15 protein-coding genes are annotated in these 18164 nt (G+C 63.5%); 14 read left to right on the top strand and 1 reads right to left on the bottom strand.

Annotated features, from left to right (window positions below):
- The 14 genes from ACFO3E_RS08360 to ACFO3E_RS08295 all read left to right on the top strand — a co-directional run bounded on the left by ACFO3E_RS08360 (nucleotide 1) and on the right by ACFO3E_RS08295 (nucleotide 16547).
- Nucleotides 1-612 (top strand): hypothetical protein, encoded by a 612-nt coding sequence (locus tag ACFO3E_RS08360; protein WP_066524245.1) that lies wholly within the window; start codon nucleotides 1-3, stop codon nucleotides 610-612.
- 30 nt (nucleotides 613-642) lie between these two features.
- On the top strand, nucleotides 643-1854 hold the full coding sequence (locus ACFO3E_RS08355) for an acetyltransferase domain-containing protein (RefSeq protein WP_082919531.1): 1212 nt from the start codon (nucleotides 643-645) through the stop codon (nucleotides 1852-1854).
- Between the two features lie 338 nt (nucleotides 1855-2192).
- On the top strand, nucleotides 2193-4340 hold the full coding sequence (locus ACFO3E_RS08350; RefSeq protein WP_066524246.1) for a TonB-dependent siderophore receptor: 2148 nt from the start codon (nucleotides 2193-2195) through the stop codon (nucleotides 4338-4340).
- A gap of 103 nt (nucleotides 4341-4443) precedes the next feature.
- A complete protein-coding gene (locus ACFO3E_RS08345) occupies nucleotides 4444-5493 on the top strand; it encodes a PepSY-associated TM helix domain-containing protein (RefSeq protein WP_380803720.1) in 1050 nt (349 codons plus the stop codon).
- Nucleotides 5490-6416, top strand: coding sequence for a 2-hydroxyacid dehydrogenase (locus tag ACFO3E_RS08340; RefSeq protein WP_380803717.1), 927 nt, complete (start codon nucleotides 5490-5492; stop codon nucleotides 6414-6416). Before ACFO3E_RS08345 ends, ACFO3E_RS08340 begins: the two co-directional genes overlap by 4 nt.
- A gap of 233 nt (nucleotides 6417-6649) precedes the next feature.
- Nucleotides 6650-7318, top strand: coding sequence for a haloacid dehalogenase type II (locus ACFO3E_RS08335; RefSeq protein WP_066524251.1), 669 nt, complete (start codon nucleotides 6650-6652; stop codon nucleotides 7316-7318).
- A gap of 8 nt (nucleotides 7319-7326) precedes the next feature.
- A complete protein-coding gene (locus tag ACFO3E_RS08330; protein ID WP_380803715.1) occupies nucleotides 7327-8610 on the top strand; it encodes an NAD(P)/FAD-dependent oxidoreductase in 1284 nt (427 codons plus the stop codon).
- On the top strand, nucleotides 8607-10142 hold the full coding sequence (locus ACFO3E_RS08325) for an ABC transporter substrate-binding protein (RefSeq protein WP_066524253.1): 1536 nt from the start codon (nucleotides 8607-8609) through the stop codon (nucleotides 10140-10142). The genes ACFO3E_RS08330 and ACFO3E_RS08325 overlap by 4 nt, the downstream gene beginning before the upstream one ends.
- Nucleotides 10142-11122, top strand: a complete 981-nt coding sequence (locus ACFO3E_RS08320; protein WP_380803713.1) for an ABC transporter permease — start codon at nucleotides 10142-10144, stop codon at nucleotides 11120-11122. Before ACFO3E_RS08325 ends, ACFO3E_RS08320 begins: the two co-directional genes overlap by 1 nt.
- Entirely contained in the window at nucleotides 11119-11940 is an 822-nt protein-coding gene (locus tag ACFO3E_RS08315) for an ABC transporter permease (protein ID WP_066524259.1), read from the top strand. Before ACFO3E_RS08320 ends, ACFO3E_RS08315 begins: the two co-directional genes overlap by 4 nt.
- A complete protein-coding gene (locus tag ACFO3E_RS08310) occupies nucleotides 11937-13754 on the top strand; it encodes an ABC transporter ATP-binding protein (protein WP_380803710.1) in 1818 nt (605 codons plus the stop codon). Before ACFO3E_RS08315 ends, ACFO3E_RS08310 begins: the two co-directional genes overlap by 4 nt.
- Nucleotides 13751-14059 carry a (2Fe-2S)-binding protein gene (locus tag ACFO3E_RS08305; protein ID WP_380803707.1) on the top strand — a complete coding sequence of 103 codons (309 nt, stop codon included), beginning with the start codon at nucleotides 13751-13753 and terminating at the stop codon, nucleotides 14057-14059. Before ACFO3E_RS08310 ends, ACFO3E_RS08305 begins: the two co-directional genes overlap by 4 nt.
- On the top strand, nucleotides 14041-15414 hold the full coding sequence (locus ACFO3E_RS08300; RefSeq protein WP_380803704.1) for an FAD/NAD(P)-dependent oxidoreductase: 1374 nt from the start codon (nucleotides 14041-14043) through the stop codon (nucleotides 15412-15414). The genes ACFO3E_RS08305 and ACFO3E_RS08300 overlap by 19 nt, the downstream gene beginning before the upstream one ends.
- Complete coding sequence (locus tag ACFO3E_RS08295; protein WP_380803701.1) at nucleotides 15411-16547, top strand: NAD(P)/FAD-dependent oxidoreductase; 1137 nt, start codon at nucleotides 15411-15413, stop codon at nucleotides 16545-16547. Before ACFO3E_RS08300 ends, ACFO3E_RS08295 begins: the two co-directional genes overlap by 4 nt.
- Before the next feature lie 131 nt (nucleotides 16548-16678).
- Here ACFO3E_RS08295 and ACFO3E_RS08290 read toward each other — a convergent pair whose 3' ends face one another.
- On the bottom strand, nucleotides 16679-18151 hold the full coding sequence (locus tag ACFO3E_RS08290; protein WP_225870566.1) for an aldehyde dehydrogenase family protein: 1473 nt from the start codon (nucleotides 18149-18151) through the stop codon (nucleotides 16679-16681).
- Nucleotides 18152-18164 lie beyond the last annotated feature (13 nt).

The following is an 18164-nucleotide window of genomic DNA, read 5'->3' as shown; positions in this document are numbered from 1 at the left end:
ATGAATACGCAGACCATTGCCGCGCTCCCGGCGCAGGTTTCTCCCTCTCCCTCGACGCTGGCTAAGGCGACCGGCGGCGCGGTGATTGCCGCCACCGCGATCCTGACGCTGTTCGTGCTACCCGCCGAATATGGGGTCGATCCGACCGGCGTCGGCACCGCGCTCGGCCTCACCGGCATGGTGTCCGGCGAAGCGCAGGAGGCTGTTCCGACAACGCTCGCCGCCCCGGCGGCAGGTTCCATCGCCACGCCGACCAAGGAAAGCATCTTCAAATCCACGCCCTGGCGTCAGGACGAGATGACCATCAGCTTGCCCCCGCACAGCGGCCAGGAAGTGAAGGCTCATATGGGAAAAGGCGACAGCTTCATCTTCACCTGGAAATCCAGCGGCCCGATCAAGGCTGAGATGCACGGCGAAGAACTGAACGCCGCGGACGACGCCTTCACCGACTACTGGAAGGAACTGGAGATCAGCGGCGGCCAGGGCGACTTCACAGCCCCCTTCGGCGGCATCCACGGCTGGTACTTTCGCAACAAGGGCGACACGCCGGTGACGGTCACGGTCAAGACCGTCGGATTCTACAAGGACCTTTACCAGCCCAAGGCTGAGTGAGCGTATAAGGGATAATCAAGGACAGGTGCCATGAGCAGTATTGCGGGCCAAGCGCCCAACATCGGCCTGAGGGCCACAGCATCTCCCATCGACGCGGCGAAAGCACGCACCCGCCTCGTCGCGATCGACGCGCTTCGCGGGCTGGTCATGCTGTTCATGCTGGTCGATCATGTGCGGGAAACGTGGTTCCTGCACCTTCAGGTGACGGACCCGGTGGACGCCAATACCACCGATCCGGGCCTTTTCTTCACCCGTCTGCTCTCAACCTTCTGCGCCCCGACGTTCGTCGCGCTGACGGGCCTTTCCGCGTGGCTTTATGGCCAGTCGCACAGCAAGGGAGAGGTGTCGGAATTTCTGTTGAAGCGCGGCCTGTTCCTGATCTTCCTGGAGTTCACCGTGGTCGGCTATGCTTGGCCGACGCAGGCGCCCGCCTTCCCACCGACGGCCATATGGCTGCAGGTGATCTGGGCGATCGGCATCAGCATGATCGCGCTGGCGGCGCTGCTACACCTGCCGCGTCCCGCGCAGTTTGCGGTGGGCCTGGCGATCGTTTGCCTTCACAATCTGCTCGACCCGATCAAGCTGACGGCGGACCAGCCCGGTTACGCGCTCTGGGCGATCCTGCACCAACGCTCGCTGATCGAGTTTGGCGGAACCGCGATTAAGACCACCTATCCGGTGCTGCCGTGGATCGGCGTCATCCTACTTGGCTATGCCTGCGGTCCCTGGTTCGCGAAGGGCAGCGATCCAGAACGGCGGATCAAGCGCCTAGTCATCACCGGCCTGTCGCTGGTCATCGGCTTCATCGTCATCCGCTATCTCAATGCCTATGGCGACAAGCCCTGGTTCATCGCGGAAACACCGTTGCGCACGGTGATGAGCTTCCTTGCGCTCACCAAATATCCGCCCTCGCTGCTGTTTCTGATGCCGACGGTCGGCACCGGCTGCCTGCTGCTCGCCCTGTTCGAAACCTATCAGGACAGCAAGCTGATGCCGCACCTCGCCCTCCTGGGCGGCGCGCCGATGTTCTACTATGTGCTGCATCTCTACACGCTGAAGGTGATCTACAATATCGCGCTGGTCCTCTACGGCCCGACCAAAGGCACGGTGTTCGGCGTCGATCACCTGCGTTGGGTGTGGATCTGGGTCTTCATCCTGATCCCGGTACTTTATTTCCCGACACGCTGGTTCGCCCAACTAAAACAGCGGCGGAAGGATATTTGGTGGCTTAAGTATCTCTAACGTAACGATCCTGCAAAACTCGGGCCGCCTTCCTACCGAAGGCGGCCATTTTTATTGGGTTTTTGGGCAGTCGTAGTTGCGAACCAGACGCAGCATTTTCCCCTGTCCCTCGCCCTCATATTCACAATTATGCACCGTGGGGCACATCAAGTTTAACGTAATATGTCTGTAACCTGATCCTAGCCTTCCATTCCAGAAGAGGTGGCAAATCACCCAGTGGACCGGCATCCGGAAAGAAAAGGACCCAAAGAATGTCCGTTTGGAGAGAAGATAAGAACAGGCCGGCTCACCCCGTTCGCAGGACAAGTGGGAACAGCGACTTTATCAGGGGTAGCAATATGCGCACATATTCGGCTTTTCGTCTGGCCCTCGCCGCCAGCGCAGCCTGCATCGCCTTCGCACCGGGCGCCTATGCTCAGGCGCCGGCATCGGGCGATAACGCAGAAATCGTCGTCACCGGCCTGAAGCGGCAGTATTTCGGGGACACGCCGGTCAAGGAAATCCCGCAGGCCGTCCAGTTCCTGGAAGGCAAGCTGCTCGACGACCTCAATATCACCCGCCTCGATACCGCGCTCGAACTGGCGAGCGGCGTGTCCAAGCAGAATAATTTCGGCGGCCTGTGGGACAGCTTCGCGATCCGCGGCTTTGCGGGCGACGAGAATTTCCCAAGCGGCTTCCTGGTCAACGGCTTCAACGGCGGCCGCGGCTATGGCGGCCCGCGCGACGCATCGAACGTAGAGCGCATCGAAGTCCTAAAAGGCCCCAACTCCGCGCTCTTCGGCCGCGGCGAGCCCGGCGGCACGATCAACATCGTCACCAAGAAACCGCTGTTCAAGGAATTCGGCAGCTTCTCCATCGCGGGCGGTAGCTGGAACAACTATCGCGTCGAAGGCGACTTCAACCTGCCGCTCAACGACATGTTCGCGGTGCGCATCAATGGCGCGGTCGAAGATGCCGACAGCTTCCGCGACACGGTTCACACCCGCAAATATGTGGTGACGCCCTCTTTCCTGGCGAAATTCTCTGAGCGGGACATCCTCACCTATGAGATGGAATATGTGAACCAGGAAGTGCCGTTCGAGCGCGGCGTGGTTGCAATTCCGACGGTCCAGGCGAACGGAACGATCAACTATAAGCTTGGCGCGATCCCGAACTCGCGCTTCCTGGGTAATCCCAACGACGGCCAGACCAAAGTCGAAGTGCTGGGCCATCAGCTGCAATATCAGCATGACTTCAGCGACGATTGGACGCTGATGCTGGGCGCGGGATACAAGGACACGACCTTCACCGGCTTTTCCAGCGATCCCGAACTGGTGCTGAGCCGCCAGCTGATCGACAATGACGGGCAGACCCTGTCCCGCCAGCGCCGCTTCCGCGATTACAGCACCACACATATGGTGTTCCGCGGGGAAATCAGCGGCAAGATCGAGACCGGCTCGATCGTCCACAATATCCGCATCGGCGGGGATTGGGACCGCTTCAAGATCGAGACATTCCAGACCCGCTATCGTCCCAGCGCTGCGGATCAGTCTTACTCCATCAACATCTTCAACCCCAATTACAACATCCCCGCGCCGATCCCCACGACGGTCATCCAGAACGCGACCGAGATCCAGAAGGCCTGGGGCGTCTATGCTCAGGACCAGATCGAAATTACCGAGAAGTTCAAGGTTCGCTTTGGCGGCCGCTATGACGACTTCTCGCAGGACATCGATCTGCGGCTCAACAACACGAATCCGAAGAAGGCCTATACCAAGTTCAGCCCTATGGCCGGCATGGTGTTCGAACCTACCCGCTCCATCTCGCTCTATGCGAGCTACGGCAAAGGCTTCCGCCCCAACAGCGGCGTGGGCTTTGATGGCCAGCCCTTCGATCCGGAAATCAGCACCTCCTATGAAATCGGCGGCAAGTTCGTGACGCCGGACGGTCGGATCACCAGCACGCTGTCTCTCTACAAGATGAAGAAAACCAACGTGCTGACCACCGACCCGGTCAACGCTGGCTTCTCCAAGCCTGTGGGTTCGGCGCGCAGCAAGGGGATCGAGTTCGACCTAAATGCCAAGCTGCCAGCCGGGTTCGAGCTGTTTCTGACCTATGCCTATACCGACGCGGAGTGGGCCACGAACGCTCTTGATCCGAATTTCGCCGCTCCCATCCGGATAGGCGATCCCCTCATCAACATCGCCAAGCATCAGGGTAACTTCCTGCTGTTCAACAACTTCAACATCGGCGGACATGATGCGATGCTGGGCGCGGGTGTGAACTATGTCGGCCGCCGCCTGGGTGAAACCGCGACGACCTTCTTCCTTCCCAGCTACACGCTGGTAAAGGTCCTCGGTTCGTTCAACATCACCGAACAGATCAAGATCTCGGCGGATGTGAACAATCTCTTGAACAAGAAATATTACGCCAGCTCCTATGCGGCACTGTGGGTCCAGCCGGGCACGCCGCGCCAGTTCACGGTACGGGCGACATTCGACTTCTAATGCTTTAAAAAATTCGGGACTTGCAGTTCCGATGGCCGCCGGTGATCCGCCCCTCCAAGCCTGAGGGTCACCGGCGGTCTTTGCATTTCTTTCGAGGGAAGCGATGAACCGGGCGCAACTGTTTCGCATCCACAAATATGCCGGTCTCACCATGGCGGCGCTGCTGCTGGTGCAGGCGTTGACGGGCGCCCTCCTCCTCTACCGTGGACCTGCCGCCCGCTGGATGGACCCGTCAGCCATGGTCAGCCACGGCCGCGCACCCCTTATCTCGCCGGGCGCGGCCGTGCTTCAGGCCGAACGGGCATCCCCCGGCTTTGCCGTCTCGCGCCTGTTCGCGCCCGATGCCGACAATGCCACCTGGCTCGCGGAGATGCGCGGCGGTGGAGGAAGGACGCGCTACGCCTCCATAGATCCCGCCGGGGGCAGGCTGCTACGCGCCGGAACGGTCTGGCATTTCCCGGTCGAAGCCGCGCTGCAGATCCATTACCGGCTGATGGCGGGCAAGCCAGGCATGATGATCATCCTGCTCAATGCGCTTGCACTGCTCACCATGGCGGCGACCGGCCTTGCCTATTGGTGGCCCAAGCGCGGGCCGATTTCCAAACATCTGTCAATCCGCTGGAGCATGGCCTTCCGCTTGGTGCTACGGCAGGCGCATCGGACGCTGGGCGTCGTCATGGCGCTGCTGCTGGCTTTCATGGCCGTCACCGGCTCGCTGCTGATCGTCCCGGACCTCATTGAACCAAGCGCCCCAATCGTCGATCGCACCCCCACAGATGCCGCCGCGATCGATCGCGGACTGGCGCTGGCGCAGAGCGCGTTCACTGAGAGCGCCTTGCGCGATTTTCGTCTTTCCACCGACCGCCTGACCGTCAATTTTCACGCGCCGGAGCGCAACCCTAGGGCCGTACACCGCGCGATCGTCACCCTATCCGCTCCCCACATCATCAGCGCCACCCGCGCCGAGAATAATGGTGCGCTCTGGATGACCATCCTCCCCCTCCACACCGGAAACAGCTTTGGCGTGATTGGGCCGATATTATTGATGATCGTTGCGCTCGGCCTGTTGGCGCTTTGCATCTCCGGGCCGATCATGTGGTGGCAGGCGAAGGGACTGCGCCGCCGCACTCTTGCCAGAAAGCAAACCGCATGACCCTGCTCTACACTTCCGATCCCGAGCGCGGGCGGATCTGGCGCGAGATTTTCGCAGCCGAGGCGCCCGGCATCGGCTTTGTAACGCCGGAGGAAATGGGCCACCCGGCAACGATCCGCTATCTGGCCGCCTGGGACCCTTCGGCTGACCTGCTCAGCCAGCTGACTGGTCTTGAAGTCCTGTTCTCGGTCGGCGCTGGTGTCGATCAGTTCGACATGAGCAAGCTGCCATCCCATGTCCGTTTGGTGCGCATGATCGAACCCGGCATTACCGAGGGCATGGTCGAATATGTCTGCGGCGCAGTGCTGGCCCTGCATCGGAACTTCATCGATTATCGCATCGCACAGCGGGAGCATCGCTGGGAGCCGATCGACCTCGTTCCCGCCGCCGCGCGACGCATCGGGGTGATGGGGCTTGGGCAGCTGGGTCAGGCCGTGCTGAAGGCGCTCCGCCCCTTCAGCTTTTCACTGTCGGCATGGAGCCGCTCGCACCATCAGTTGGAGGGCGTCAGCTGCCACGCGGGGGAAGCAGAAATGTCCACCTTTCTTCAAAGCTGCGACATCCTCATCTGCCTCGTCCCGCTCACTATCGAGACGCGCGGCATCTTGTGCCGGGATACGCTGTCCAGACTGCCTCGCGGCGCGGCGCTCATCAATGTCGGGCGGGGCGGCCATCTGGTGGAGCAGGATCTGCTGTCGCTGCTCGATGAAGCGCATCTTTCCGCCGCCATTCTGGACGTCACCGATCCGGAGCCACTGCCGAAGGGCCATCCTTTTTGGGATCATCCGCGCATCATGCTGACCCCTCATATCGCCAGCGTGACCCGTGCGGACACGGCTGCACGGGCGCTTATCGCCAACATCCGCAGACATGAGGCGGGAGAGCCGATGGAGGGCGAGGTGAGCCGCAAGCGGGGTTATTGAAGCAGCAATATTATGTGCCGCTGCCTAGACCCTCGCTGCCTTGCGACCACAGCTTTTCTGGCCTGATGTCAGGTCCGATCGAACCGCAGCAAACTATGCCGAAACACTGCTATAAAAGCTTCTGATCTGCGTCCCATGCCGAACCAATCGGAGACATGTTCTGGACGGCCCATGCCGTAATGACCTCATCGAAACGGCTTACCAGCCATCCGACAAAGAGGGGGAACCCACCCATGCCCAACTTCCGGCCCAAATATATCAGCTTCGACTGCTATGGCACGCTCACCCGTTTCCGCATGACCGAAATGGCAACGGCCTTCATGGCTGACCGCGTCGCAGCGGAAAACCTGCCTACCTTCTGCAAGGATTGGTCTGCCTATCGCCTCGACCAGGTGCTGGGCCCGTGGGAACCCTATCAGGAAATCATCCGCAACTCGCTGCGCCGCACCTGCAAGCGTTGGGGCGTGGAGTATCGCGAAGCGGATGCCGACGCCGTCTATAATGCCGTCCCGACCTGGGGCCCACATGAGGATGTGCCGGGCGGCCTGTCCAAGATCGGCGACAAGATCCCGCTCGTCATCCTGTCCAATGCGATGAACGACCAGATTCATCACAATGTCGGCATGCTGGGCGCGCCCTTCCACGCCGTCTATACCGCGCAGATGGCGCAGGCGTACAAGCCGCGCATGCAGGCGTTCGAATATATGTTCGACCAGCTCGGCGCGAAGCCCGAAGAGATGATGCACGTCTCCTCCAGCTTCCGCTACGACCAGAATACCGCGACCGACCTGCATTTCGGCTGCCGCGTGTTCGTGGGCCGCGGGCATGAGCCGTCCAACGCCTTCTACCGCGACGTCGAGATCCCGCATATCGGCGCACTGCCGGCGGTCGTGGGTCTCTAAACCCGGCGATGAACGCATCCCCCCTCTCCTACTGGCTTGCGAGCGCGCCCGCCTTTACCGGCGGGGCGCAGGGTGCGGTCGAAGGCAAGGCTGACGTCGCCATCATCGGCGGCGGCTTTACCGGGCTGTCGGCGGCGCTGGCGCTGGCGAGGCGGGGCGCGAATGTCGTGCTGCTGGAGGCGGGGCGTGTCGTCGGAGAGGCGTCAGGGCGCAACGGCGGCCAGTGCAACAACGGCACCGCCCATGACTATGGCGCGCTGTCCGCCCGCTTCGGCCAGGATATCGCCAAAGCCTATTATCGGGCCCATGTCGATGCCGTCGATCTGGTCGAACGGCTGGTGCGCGAGGAAGGCATCGACTGCGCCTTCAATCGCTGCGGCCGGGTGAAGCTCGCCGCCAAGCCCAAACATTATGAGAAGCTGGTGCGGGCGCATGACCTGCTGGCCGCCGAGGTGGACGAGAATGTTCGCCTCGTACCGCCAGAGCGCATGGCCGAGGAAGTGGGATCGGACGCCTTTCACGGCGCGCTGATCCAGACGACCAGCGCGCAACTGCATCCGGCGCGCTTCGGCGTCGGTCTCGCCGAGGCAGCGGCGCGGGCAGGCGCGAGGATTCACGAGCATGCGGAGGTGACCGGCCTCGATCGTCTGGCGAACGGCTGGCGCGTCACTACGCCCAACGGCCAGGTGGTGGCCGATCAGGTGCTGGTCGCCACCGGCGGCGCGCCAGTCGCCGCGCCTTTCGGCTTCTTCCGGCGGCGGATCGTCTCGGTGGGCAGTTTCATCATCGCCACGGAGCCTTTGGAAAACGCGCTGACCGACAGGCTGCTGCCGAACCGGCGCAACTATGTCACCAGCAAGAATATCGGCAATTATTTCCGCCTGACCGCCGACAATCGCCTTATCTTCGGCGGGCGGGCGCGCTTTGCCATCAGCGATCCGCGGTCCGACCTCAAGAGCGGGCGCATCCTCGAACAGACCATGGGAGAGATCTTCCCGGCACTCAAAGGCGTGGGCATCGATCATGTCTGGGGCGGGATGGTGGACCTGACCGCCGACCGCCTGCCGCGCGCGGGCGAGCAGGACGGGCTATTCTATTCCATGGGCTATAGCGGCCATGGTGTGCAGATGGCCACCTATATGGGCCAGATGATGGCGCGGGTGATGGGCGGCGACAAAAGCGCCAACCCCTGGGCCAATCTCGACTGGCCGAGCGTCCCCGGCCATTTCGGCAAGCCCTGGTTCCTGCCGCTCGTCGGCCTGTGGTATAAATGGCAGGATGTGATCCATTGACGGACAACCTCCCCTTTTCGCGGCGAGAGCTGCTGGGCACGATGGGCGCGGGTCTGTTGCTGCCCGAAACGGCATTCGCCGCGCCATCGAAGCCGCGCGTCGGCGGGCGCATTCGCGTCGCCAGCATGTCCAGTTCGACCGCCGACACGCTGGACCCGGCCAAGGGCGCGCTATCAACCGACTATGTCCGCCATTACATGTTCTACAATGGCCTGACGGAACTGGACCGGCACCTGACCCCCCGCCCCGCTCTGGCCGACCGGATCGAGAGCAAGGACCAGAAGCTCTGGCACTTCCGCCTGCGTCGCGGCGTCACCTTCCACGACGGCGCGACGCTCACCGCGAAGGATGTCGTCTGGTCACTGCTGCGGCACAAGGACCCGGCGACCGGCTCCAAACTCGCGACCATCGCAGAACAATTTGCGGAGGTGAAGGCGAACGGTCCGCATGATGTCACGATCCGCCTGACCGGCCCCAATGCCGACTTGCCCACCATTCTTGCCCAATCACACTTCCTGATCCTGCGCGCGGGGCAGAAGGAGTTCCGCACCGCCAACGGCACGGGCCCCTATCGCTGCGCCCAGTTCCGCCCCGGCGTGCGGACGCTGGCCCGGCGCAACGCCAATTATTGGAAGCCCGGGAAGCCCTATCTGGAAGAGATCGAACTGATCGGCATCCCCGATGAAGTCAGCCGGGTGAATGCGCTGCTCTCGGGCGACGTTCACCTCATCAACGCGATCAATCCCCGATCGACCAAGCGCGTGCTTGCTTCGCGAGGCCATGGCCTGCTGGAAACCAAGTCGGGCCTCTACACCAACCTCATCATGCGGCAGGATGGGCTGCCCACCGGCAATCCGCATTTCGTGGCGGCGATGAAATATCTGATCGACCGGCCGCTCATCAAAAGGGCGCTGTTCCGCGACTATGCGACGATTGGCAATGATCATCCGATCCCGCCCTTCCACCCCTATTACCGCAGCGACCTGCCCCAGACGCGGCTCGATCTCGACAAGGCGAAATGGCATCTTCAGCGCGCTGGGCTCAGCGGCGTGCGCCTGCCCGTCTATGCCTCTCCCGCGGCCGAAGGATCGGTCGACATGGCGTCCATCCTTCAGGAATATGGATCACGCGCCGGCCTCAATCTGGCGGTCAACCGGGTTCCCGGAGATGGCTATTGGTCAACCCATTGGATGCGGCACCCTTTAAGCTTCGGCAACACCAACCCCAGGCCGACCGCCGACCTCATCTTCAGCCTCTTCTACAAATCGGACGCCGCCTGGAATGAATCCGGCTGGAAGAATCCCCGCTTCGACCGGCTACTGATCGAGGCGCGCGGCGAGTCCGATCAGGCCCGCCGCAAACAGCTTTATGGAGAGATGCAGGGGCTGGTGCGCAACTATTGCGGCGTCGGCATCCCTGTCTTCATCAGCTTGATCGACGGCCATGACCGGCGGTTGAAGGGACTGTACCCCGTGCCGCTGGGCGGCTTCATGGGGTATCAGTTCGCCGAACATGTATGGTGGGAAGGCTGATGGCGGGCGGGTCCACATCATCCGGGGTCAAGGCCGCCCTTATCCTCACCGCCAAGCGCTTCGCCTCTTCGCTGCTGACGCTCTTCCTGGTGAGCGTGGTGGTTTTCACCATTGCCCAGCTGCTCCCCGGCGACGCCGCGCAGGAAGCGCTCGGCCAAAGCGCCACCGTCGAGCAGGTGGCCGCCCTGCGCCACGAAATGGGCCTCGATCGCCCTGCCCATGAACGCTACGCCTCCTGGCTCAGCGGCATGGTCAGCGGCGATCCGGGGCAATCGCTGGTTGCCAATATGCCAGTGTCCGAAGTCATCTCCAGCCGCCTGCCCAACAGCCTCCTGCTCGCCGCGCTGACCGCGCTGGTGGCGGTGCCCGTCGCGCTCTCGATCGGCATTGGCTCCGCCATGAACCGGGGTGGGCGGCTTGACCGCGCGCTCAATATCTCGACCCTCTCCATGGTCGCGGTGCCCGAATTTCTGGTCGCCACCCTCGCCGTGCTGATCTTCTCCGTGAAGCTGCGCTGGCTGCCGTCGATCGCGTTGGTATCGGACGATATGAGCTGGGGCGAATATCTGCGCGGCGCGGCGATGCCGATCTTCTCCTTGAGCATCGTCGTCATAGCTCAGATGGCGCGCATGACCCGCGCCGCCGTGATCGACCAGATGGATCGCCCCTATGTCGAAATGGCTGTGTTGAAGGGCGTGCATCCCGTGCGCGTGGTGCTGAGGCACATCATGCCCAATGCGGTCGCGCCGATCGTGAACGCGATGGCGCTCAGCCTTTCCTACCTGCTGGGCGGCGCGATCATCGTGGAGACGATCTTCAACTATCCCGGCCTTGCAAGCCTGATGGTGAACGCAGTCACCAGCCGCGACATGCCGCTGCTGCAAGCCTGCGCCATGATCTTCTGCGCGGCCTATCTCATCCTGATGCTGATCGCCGACGTCACCGCCATCCTCGCAAATCCCAGGCTGCGCGCACAATGACAGCTTCCTCCATTCGCTGGGCAAAAGCCCTTCCGCTCTCGGCCCAGATCGGGCTGCTCTTCGTCCTTTTCTGGCTGGCGGTCGCACTCGTCGGGCCGATGCTTGCGCCCTACCCAGTCGGCGCGTTCGTCGCCTATGACGTGTTTGACGGCATGTCCGCGCAGCATTGGCTTGGCAGCGACTATCTCGGCCGGGATGTGCTGAGCCGGCTCCTTTCCGGCGCGCGCTACACGGTGGGCCTCGCCGCCGCCGCCGCCCTGCTGGCGAGCGCGACCGGCACGGCGCTGGCGCTGACCGCCGCGGTCGGCGGCGCGAAAGTGGACGAACCGCTATCCCGCTTCATGGACACGCTGATCTCCATCCCGTCCAAGATCCTGTCCCTGGTGCTCGTCGCTGCCTTCGGTTCGTCATTGCCGCTGCTTCTGCTGATCGCCGCCATCACCTATGTGCCCGGCAATTATCGGATCGCCCGCGCACTCGCGGTGAACCTGGCGCAGATGGATTATGTGCAGGTCGCCCGCGCCAGAGGCGAAGGCCGCATCCACCTTGCCCTTTCCGAAATCCTGCCGAACATGATCCATCCACTGCTCGCCGATTTCGGCCTGCGCTTCGTGTTTATCGTGCTGCTGCTGTCGGGCCTTTCCTTCCTGGGCCTCGGCGTGCAGCCGCCTGACGCCGATTTGGGCTCGCTGGTGCGGGAGAATATCTCCGGGCTTGGCGAAGGGGCCTTGGCGATCATGATGCCCGCCATTGCGATCGCGACGCTGACCGTCGGCGTCAACCTGCTGATCGACGGTCTCAAGGGGAGGCCCGCATGACCGCTCATGTCGAAGTCAAAGGGCTGCGCGTGACCGCCTGCAACGCAGCGGGCGAGACTTTCCCCATCGTGAGCGACATCGACTTCGCGTTGAAGCGGGGCGAAGTGCTGGCGCTGATCGGAGAATCCGGGTCGGGCAAGACCACCATTGCCCTGACGCTGCTCGGCCATGCCCGCCCCGGCGCGAAGATCGCAGGGGGCTCCATCCGGGTAGGCGATAACGAAATCCTCTCGCTTGACGCAAAAGGCTTGGCGGCGCTGCGCGGCAACCGGATCGCCTATATCGCGCAGTCGGCGGCCTCCGCCTTCAACCCGTCGCGCACAATCATGGACCAGGTGATCGAACCCGCGCTGATCCATAATCTCATGCCGCGCGCGGCGGCCGAGAAAAAGGCGATCGAATTGTTCCGCGCTCTCGCCCTGCCATTTGCCGACACGATAGGGTCGCGCTACCCGCATCAGCTTTCGGGCGGACAGCTGCAGCGGCTGATGGCCGCGATGGCGCTCATCACCGATCCTGAACTGGTTATCCTGGACGAGCCGACGACCGCGCTCGACGTCACCACCCAGATCGAGGTGCTGCGCGCCTTCAAGGCCGTGGTGCTGGAACGCGGCGCGACCGCCATCTATGTTTCTCATGACTTGGCCGTGGTCGCGCAGATGGCGGACCAGATCGTGGTCCTCAACCAAGGCCGCATCCGCGAACAGGGCAGCGCGGACCAGATTCTGCACCGCCCCGCGGATGATTATACCAAGACATTGATGGCCGCCGCGCGCCCTGCCATCCGCCCCGCACCCAAGCAGGCGAACATCCCCGCCGCACCTTTGCTCGAAATCCGCGATATGACGGCGGGCTATGGCAAGATCGGCAAGGATGGATGCCCGCGCATACCGGTGTTGCGCGATATCAACCTGACCATAGAACGGGGCGCAACGCTTGGCGTGATCGGCGAATCCGGGTCGGGCAAGTCGACCATGGCGCGCGTGATCGCCGGGCTTCTTCCTCCCGCCCAAGGCGATATCCTGCTCAATGGAGAGCCTTTGCCGCCGGGCCTTCAGGGCCGCAGTCGGGACCAGTTCCGGCGCATCCAGCTGGTGTTCCAGAATGCCGACACCGCGCTCAACCCAGCCCAGAGCGTCGGCCAAATCCTTTCCCGCCCGCTAGCCTTCTATCATGGCCTGAAAGGGAATGGCGCGCGCCTCCGGGTTTTGGAACTGCTCGACCTCATCCGCCTGCCCGCGACCGTCATCGACCGTCGTTGCGGCGAATTGTCCGGTGGGCAGAAGCAGCGCATCAACTTAGCCCGCGCGCTCGCCGCCGATCCGGAACTCATCCTCTGCGACGAAGTCACCTCCGCCCTCGACACCGTTGTGGGCGCGGCGATCCTCGACCTCATGGCGGAACTGCGCAAGGAACTGGGCGTCGCTTACATGTTCATCAGCCACGATATTTCCACCGTGCGGGCGATCTGCGATGACATATTGGTCCTCTATTCTGGCACGATGGTCGAAAAGGGCGCGCGCGAAGGTTTCCGCTCCGCTCCCTTCCATCCCTATACCGACCTGCTGATCAACTCGGTGCCCGAAATGCGCGCGGGATGGCTGGAAGAAAGCGGTGCAGGCCGTGCCCCGCCGCTGATCGGCGCACCGGCCGACGAACCCGATCTCTGCCGCTTCCTGGCCCGCTGCCCGGCGCGCATCGACGGCCTCTGCAACATCACGCCACCGCCGCGCCACAGCCTGTCGAAGGGCAACAGCATCCTGTGCCATCATGGAGAAGATAGTTTGACGCAAGTTCAGGGCGTCGCTGCATGAACGGACGCTTCGTTCGTCTGGGCGAAACTGATCGCTCTCGCATCATCCTGCATGTGGATGGCCATCCGGTGACGGCGCTGGAAGGCGACACACTCATGGTTGCGGTCCTCACCACTGGCGGGACGCTCCGCCAGTCGGAGTTCGGCGACGGCAACCGCGCGGGCTTCTGCCTGATGGGGGCCTGTCAGGATTGCTGGGTCTGGACCGAAGGCGGCGATCGCCTGCGCGCCTGCTCCACCCTCGCAGCAGCGGGCCAGCGCATCCTCACCAGCCAGCCGGAGGCGACATGGCCGAACCTCGCATAATTATCGTCGGCGCGGGGCCTTCCGGCGTGCGGGCGGCGGAGGCTGTGGTGAAGGCGGGACTGCGCCCCACCGTCATTGATGAGGCGCGGCGCGCGGGCGGCCAGATATACCGCCGCCAGCCCGACAATTTCACCCGGCCCTATGAAAAGCTCTACGGCACCGAAGCCGCGCGGGCGAAGGCGCTGCACGACAGCTTCGACGCCTTGCAGGGACAGATGGACTATCTGCCCGAAACGCTCGTTTGGAACATCGCTGACCAACAGGTCTGGACGGTGAGCGGCAACGCCCATCAAACCCTTCCCTATGACGCGCTGATCCTCTGCACCGGCGCGACCGATCGGCTGATGCCGATCAAGGGATGGAACCTCGCTGGCACCTACAGCCTTGGCGGCGCGCAGGTCGCGCTCAAGTCGCAGGCGGTCTCGATCGGCCGCGAAGTCGTCTTCATGGGTTCTGGCCCGCTCCTCTATCTCGTCGCCTCGCAATATGTGCAGGCAGGCGCGAAGGTCGCCGCCGTCCTCGACACCTCTCCATCGGGCGCCCGCATCAAGGCGCTGCCAGACCTGCTGGCCCTGCCGTCAGTGCTTTGGAACGGCATCCAGCTCACTCGCGCGCTGGCCAAGGCGGGCGTCGCTGTCCACCATCAGATCACTCCCGTCGAAGTCGTGGGCAAGGCGGATAGCGGCGTCACCGCCGTCCGCTACCGCACTGCTTCGGGCGCGGAACAGACGATCGCTTGCGACGCGGTGGCGGTGGGCTACCACCTCCGTCCCGAAACCCAGCTCGCCGATCTCGCCCGTTGCGCGTTCGTCTTCGATCCGGCCACGCACCAATGGCTGCCGCAACGGGATGAGGCCGGCCGCGCCAGCGTGGAGGGCGTTTACCTGGCAGGTGACGGCGCAAAAATCCTGGGCGCCCGCTCTGCCGAAGCCAGCGGAAAGCTCGCCGCCCTCGCCGCGCTCTCCGACCTTGCTATCGTTACCGGCGAGGGCGAGATGAACCCCCTGCGCCGGGAGGTAGCGACCTACACCAAATTCGCACGCGGCCTTGCCAAGGCGTTCCCCTGGCCAGCCAGCCAAGCGGCTGGGCTCCCTGACGAAGCCATCGTCTGCCGCTGCGAAGCGGTCAGCGCAGGCGATCTCCGCTCCGTCATGCGCGAAACCGGCGCGGTCGAAGCCAATCGCGCCAAAGCCTTCAGCCGCGTCGGCATGGGCCGCTGCCAAGGGCGCTATTGCGGTCTCGCCGCAGCCGAACTCATCGCCGCCGAGGCCGGAATCGCGGTCGAGCAAGTCGGCCGTCTGCGCGGGCAAGCGCCGGTCAAGCCGCTCCCCATCGCCATCGGAGTAGAAGAATGAGCGCGGCCACCGACGTCATCATCGTGGGCGGCGGCCTCATGGGCAGCTCGGCCGCGCTCTTCCTGCGCGGCCATGGCATGTCCGTCACGCTGCTCGAAACCGACCTGATCGGGCGGCAGGCAAGCGGCACCAATTTCGGCAATGTCCGCCGCCAGGGCCGCGCGCTGCACCAATTGCCCCTCGCCAACCGCGCGCTCGCCATCTGGCGCAAGTCGAAGGAATTGCTGGGCGCGGACGTGGAATATCTCCAGTCCGGCCACATCCGCGTCTGCTATCGCGAGCGGCCCGAGCTGGTCGGCGCGATGGAGGAATATGCCGACAAGGCGCGGCTTGAGGGGCTGGACCTCGAACTCCTCACCGGCAACGCGCTGCGGGCGAAGTTCCCCTTCTTCGGGGCCGATGTGCTCGCGGGCTCCTATTCCGCGATGGACGGCCACGCCAACCCGCGCCTCGCCGCCCCCGCCTTTGCCCGCGCTGCCCAGCGTATGGGCGCGACGGTGCATGAGAATACGAAGATCGTGGATGCGCAAAAGGTCGGCGAGGATTTCCTGGTGACCGCCGAAGATGGCCGCACCTTCCGCGCGCCGATCCTACTGATCACGGCGGGCGCATGGGGCAATGCCCTTTCCTCGCAATTTGGCGAGCCGGTGCCGATCGTCCCCAAGGGACCCAATATGAGCGTCACCGAGCCGGTGCCCTATGCGATCCACCCGGCCGTCGGCGTGATGACCCCGCTGGAGGAGGAAACCGTCTATTTCCGTCAAGTCGCCCGCGGCAATATCGTGCTCGGCGGCTCGACGCGCGGGCCATCCTATCCCGACCAATATCGCGCCTATGTCCTGCCGCAGAATACGCTGAGCCAGCTGAAGCAAATCCGCCGCCTTGCGCCCGCTTTGGGCAAGCTCAACATCATCCGCGTCTGGTCCGGGATCGAGGGCTACCTGCCCGACAGCCAGCCCGTCATGGGCCCCAGCGCCACCACGAGCGGCCTTTATTACGCCTTCGGCTTTTCAGGCGCGGGGTTCCAGATCGGCCCGGGCGTGGGCGAAACGATGGCGGAAGTCATCGCCAAGGGCGCGACGGATATCCCGATGGAGCCTTATCAAATTGGCCGGTTTGCCGAAGTCGAATAACTCCACTTAACCCCTCCGCAACCCCTTCCCCGTTCGGGCTGAGCCTATCGAAGCCCCTCACTTGTCCTTCACAGGAAGTGAAGCCCTTCGACAAGCTCAGGGCGAGCGGAGGTTTGTATAGAGGCTGGCTATCAAAACTCGATCAACGCCGTCTTCATCTTGAGGTTCGCCACATAGGCTTCCCTACCCAGATCCTTCCCGATACCCGACTGTTTGTATCCGCCCGTCGGCAGTATGAAGTCGTTGCTCCGCCCATAGCGGTTCACCCACACCGTCCCCGCCTCCAGCGAGCGCGTAGCCCTCAAAGCCCGCGCGACATCACCAGTATGCACCCCGGCCGCCAGCCCATAGTCGCTGTCATTGGCGAGCGCATAGGCCTCTTCCTCGTCACTGAAGGTCTGGACTGTCAGCACCGGCCCGAAAATCTCGCCCTGCACCACCTCGCTTTTCTGCTCCACATTCCGCAGCAGCGTCGGCGCGAAATAGCTCCCCTCCTGCGGCGAAGTCGCCCGTCCACCGCCAGCCAGCACCTCCGCGCCCTCTGCAATGGCCCGCTTCACGATGCCGTCCATCCGATCGAGCTGGCCTTCCGATATAATCGGCCCCAGCGTCGTATCCATCCGCCAGGTCGGCCCCGCCTTATGCGCGGCGAAGGCCGCCAGAACCCGGTCGATGACCTGATCCGCCACCTTCTCCTGCACCAGCAGTCGAGACCCCGCTACGCACACCTGCCCCGCATTGAGCGTAATAGCCCGAGCAACCAGCGCCGCCGCCTTGTCCAGCCCCGCATCGGCAAAGACGATCTGCGGGCTCTTCCCGCCCAGTTCCAGCGTCACCGGCTTGGGTCCAGTCTCCGCACAAGCGGCCATGATCGCCGCGCCCGTGCGGGTGGACCCGGTAAAGGTCACCTTCGCTACCTCCGCCCGCCGCACGAGCGGATCGCCGACAGAGCGCCCATCGCCCTGCACGATGTTGAACACGCCCGCCGGCAACCCGGCCTCGATCGCCAGTTCGGCCAGCCGCACGATGCTGAACGGCGTCATTTCCGAAGGCTTCAACACCACCGAATTGCCAGCAGCAATGGCGGGCGCGATCTTCCACGCCGACATCACCAGCGGCAGGTTCCAGGGCGCGATCGCCGCCACCACGCCATAAGGTTCCGCAATGGTCAGCCCCAGCTTGTCAGGCGTCGTCGCTGCGACCTCGCCGCCGATCTTGTCGGCCCATTCGGCGAAGAAGCGGACAGTCTCGGCAGTGTAACTCAAATCCCAGCCGTTGATCTCGCCAATCGTCCGCGTCGATCCCAGCGCCTCCAGCGGGGCCAGCGTCGCCGCATCTGCATCGATCAGGTCGGCCCAGCGCCGCAGCACCTTCATTCGCCCGCGCGGGTCGGTCTGCGCCCAACCGCTCTTATTGTAGGCCGCCTGCGCATTTTCCACCGCTTCGGCCAATTGCCCCGCATCCGCGCAATCCAGTTCCACCTGCACCCGCCCGTCAGATGGCCGGCGCACGACGATCCCTTCGCCGCGTCCCTGAACCCGGCACCCGGCGATGAAATTGTTGGCGCTTCCCACGCTGATCAGATCGGGGTTGAAACCGTCCACGGCATAATCTCCT

Origin of the sequence: Sphingobium tyrosinilyticum, from assembly GCF_042654265.1 — a bacterium.
GTDB classification, from domain to species: Bacteria; Pseudomonadota; Alphaproteobacteria; order Sphingomonadales; family Sphingomonadaceae; genus Sphingobium; species Sphingobium tyrosinilyticum.
Note: the sequence above shows the minus strand (reverse complement) of the source record. Positions and strands in the feature narration are given on the sequence as shown.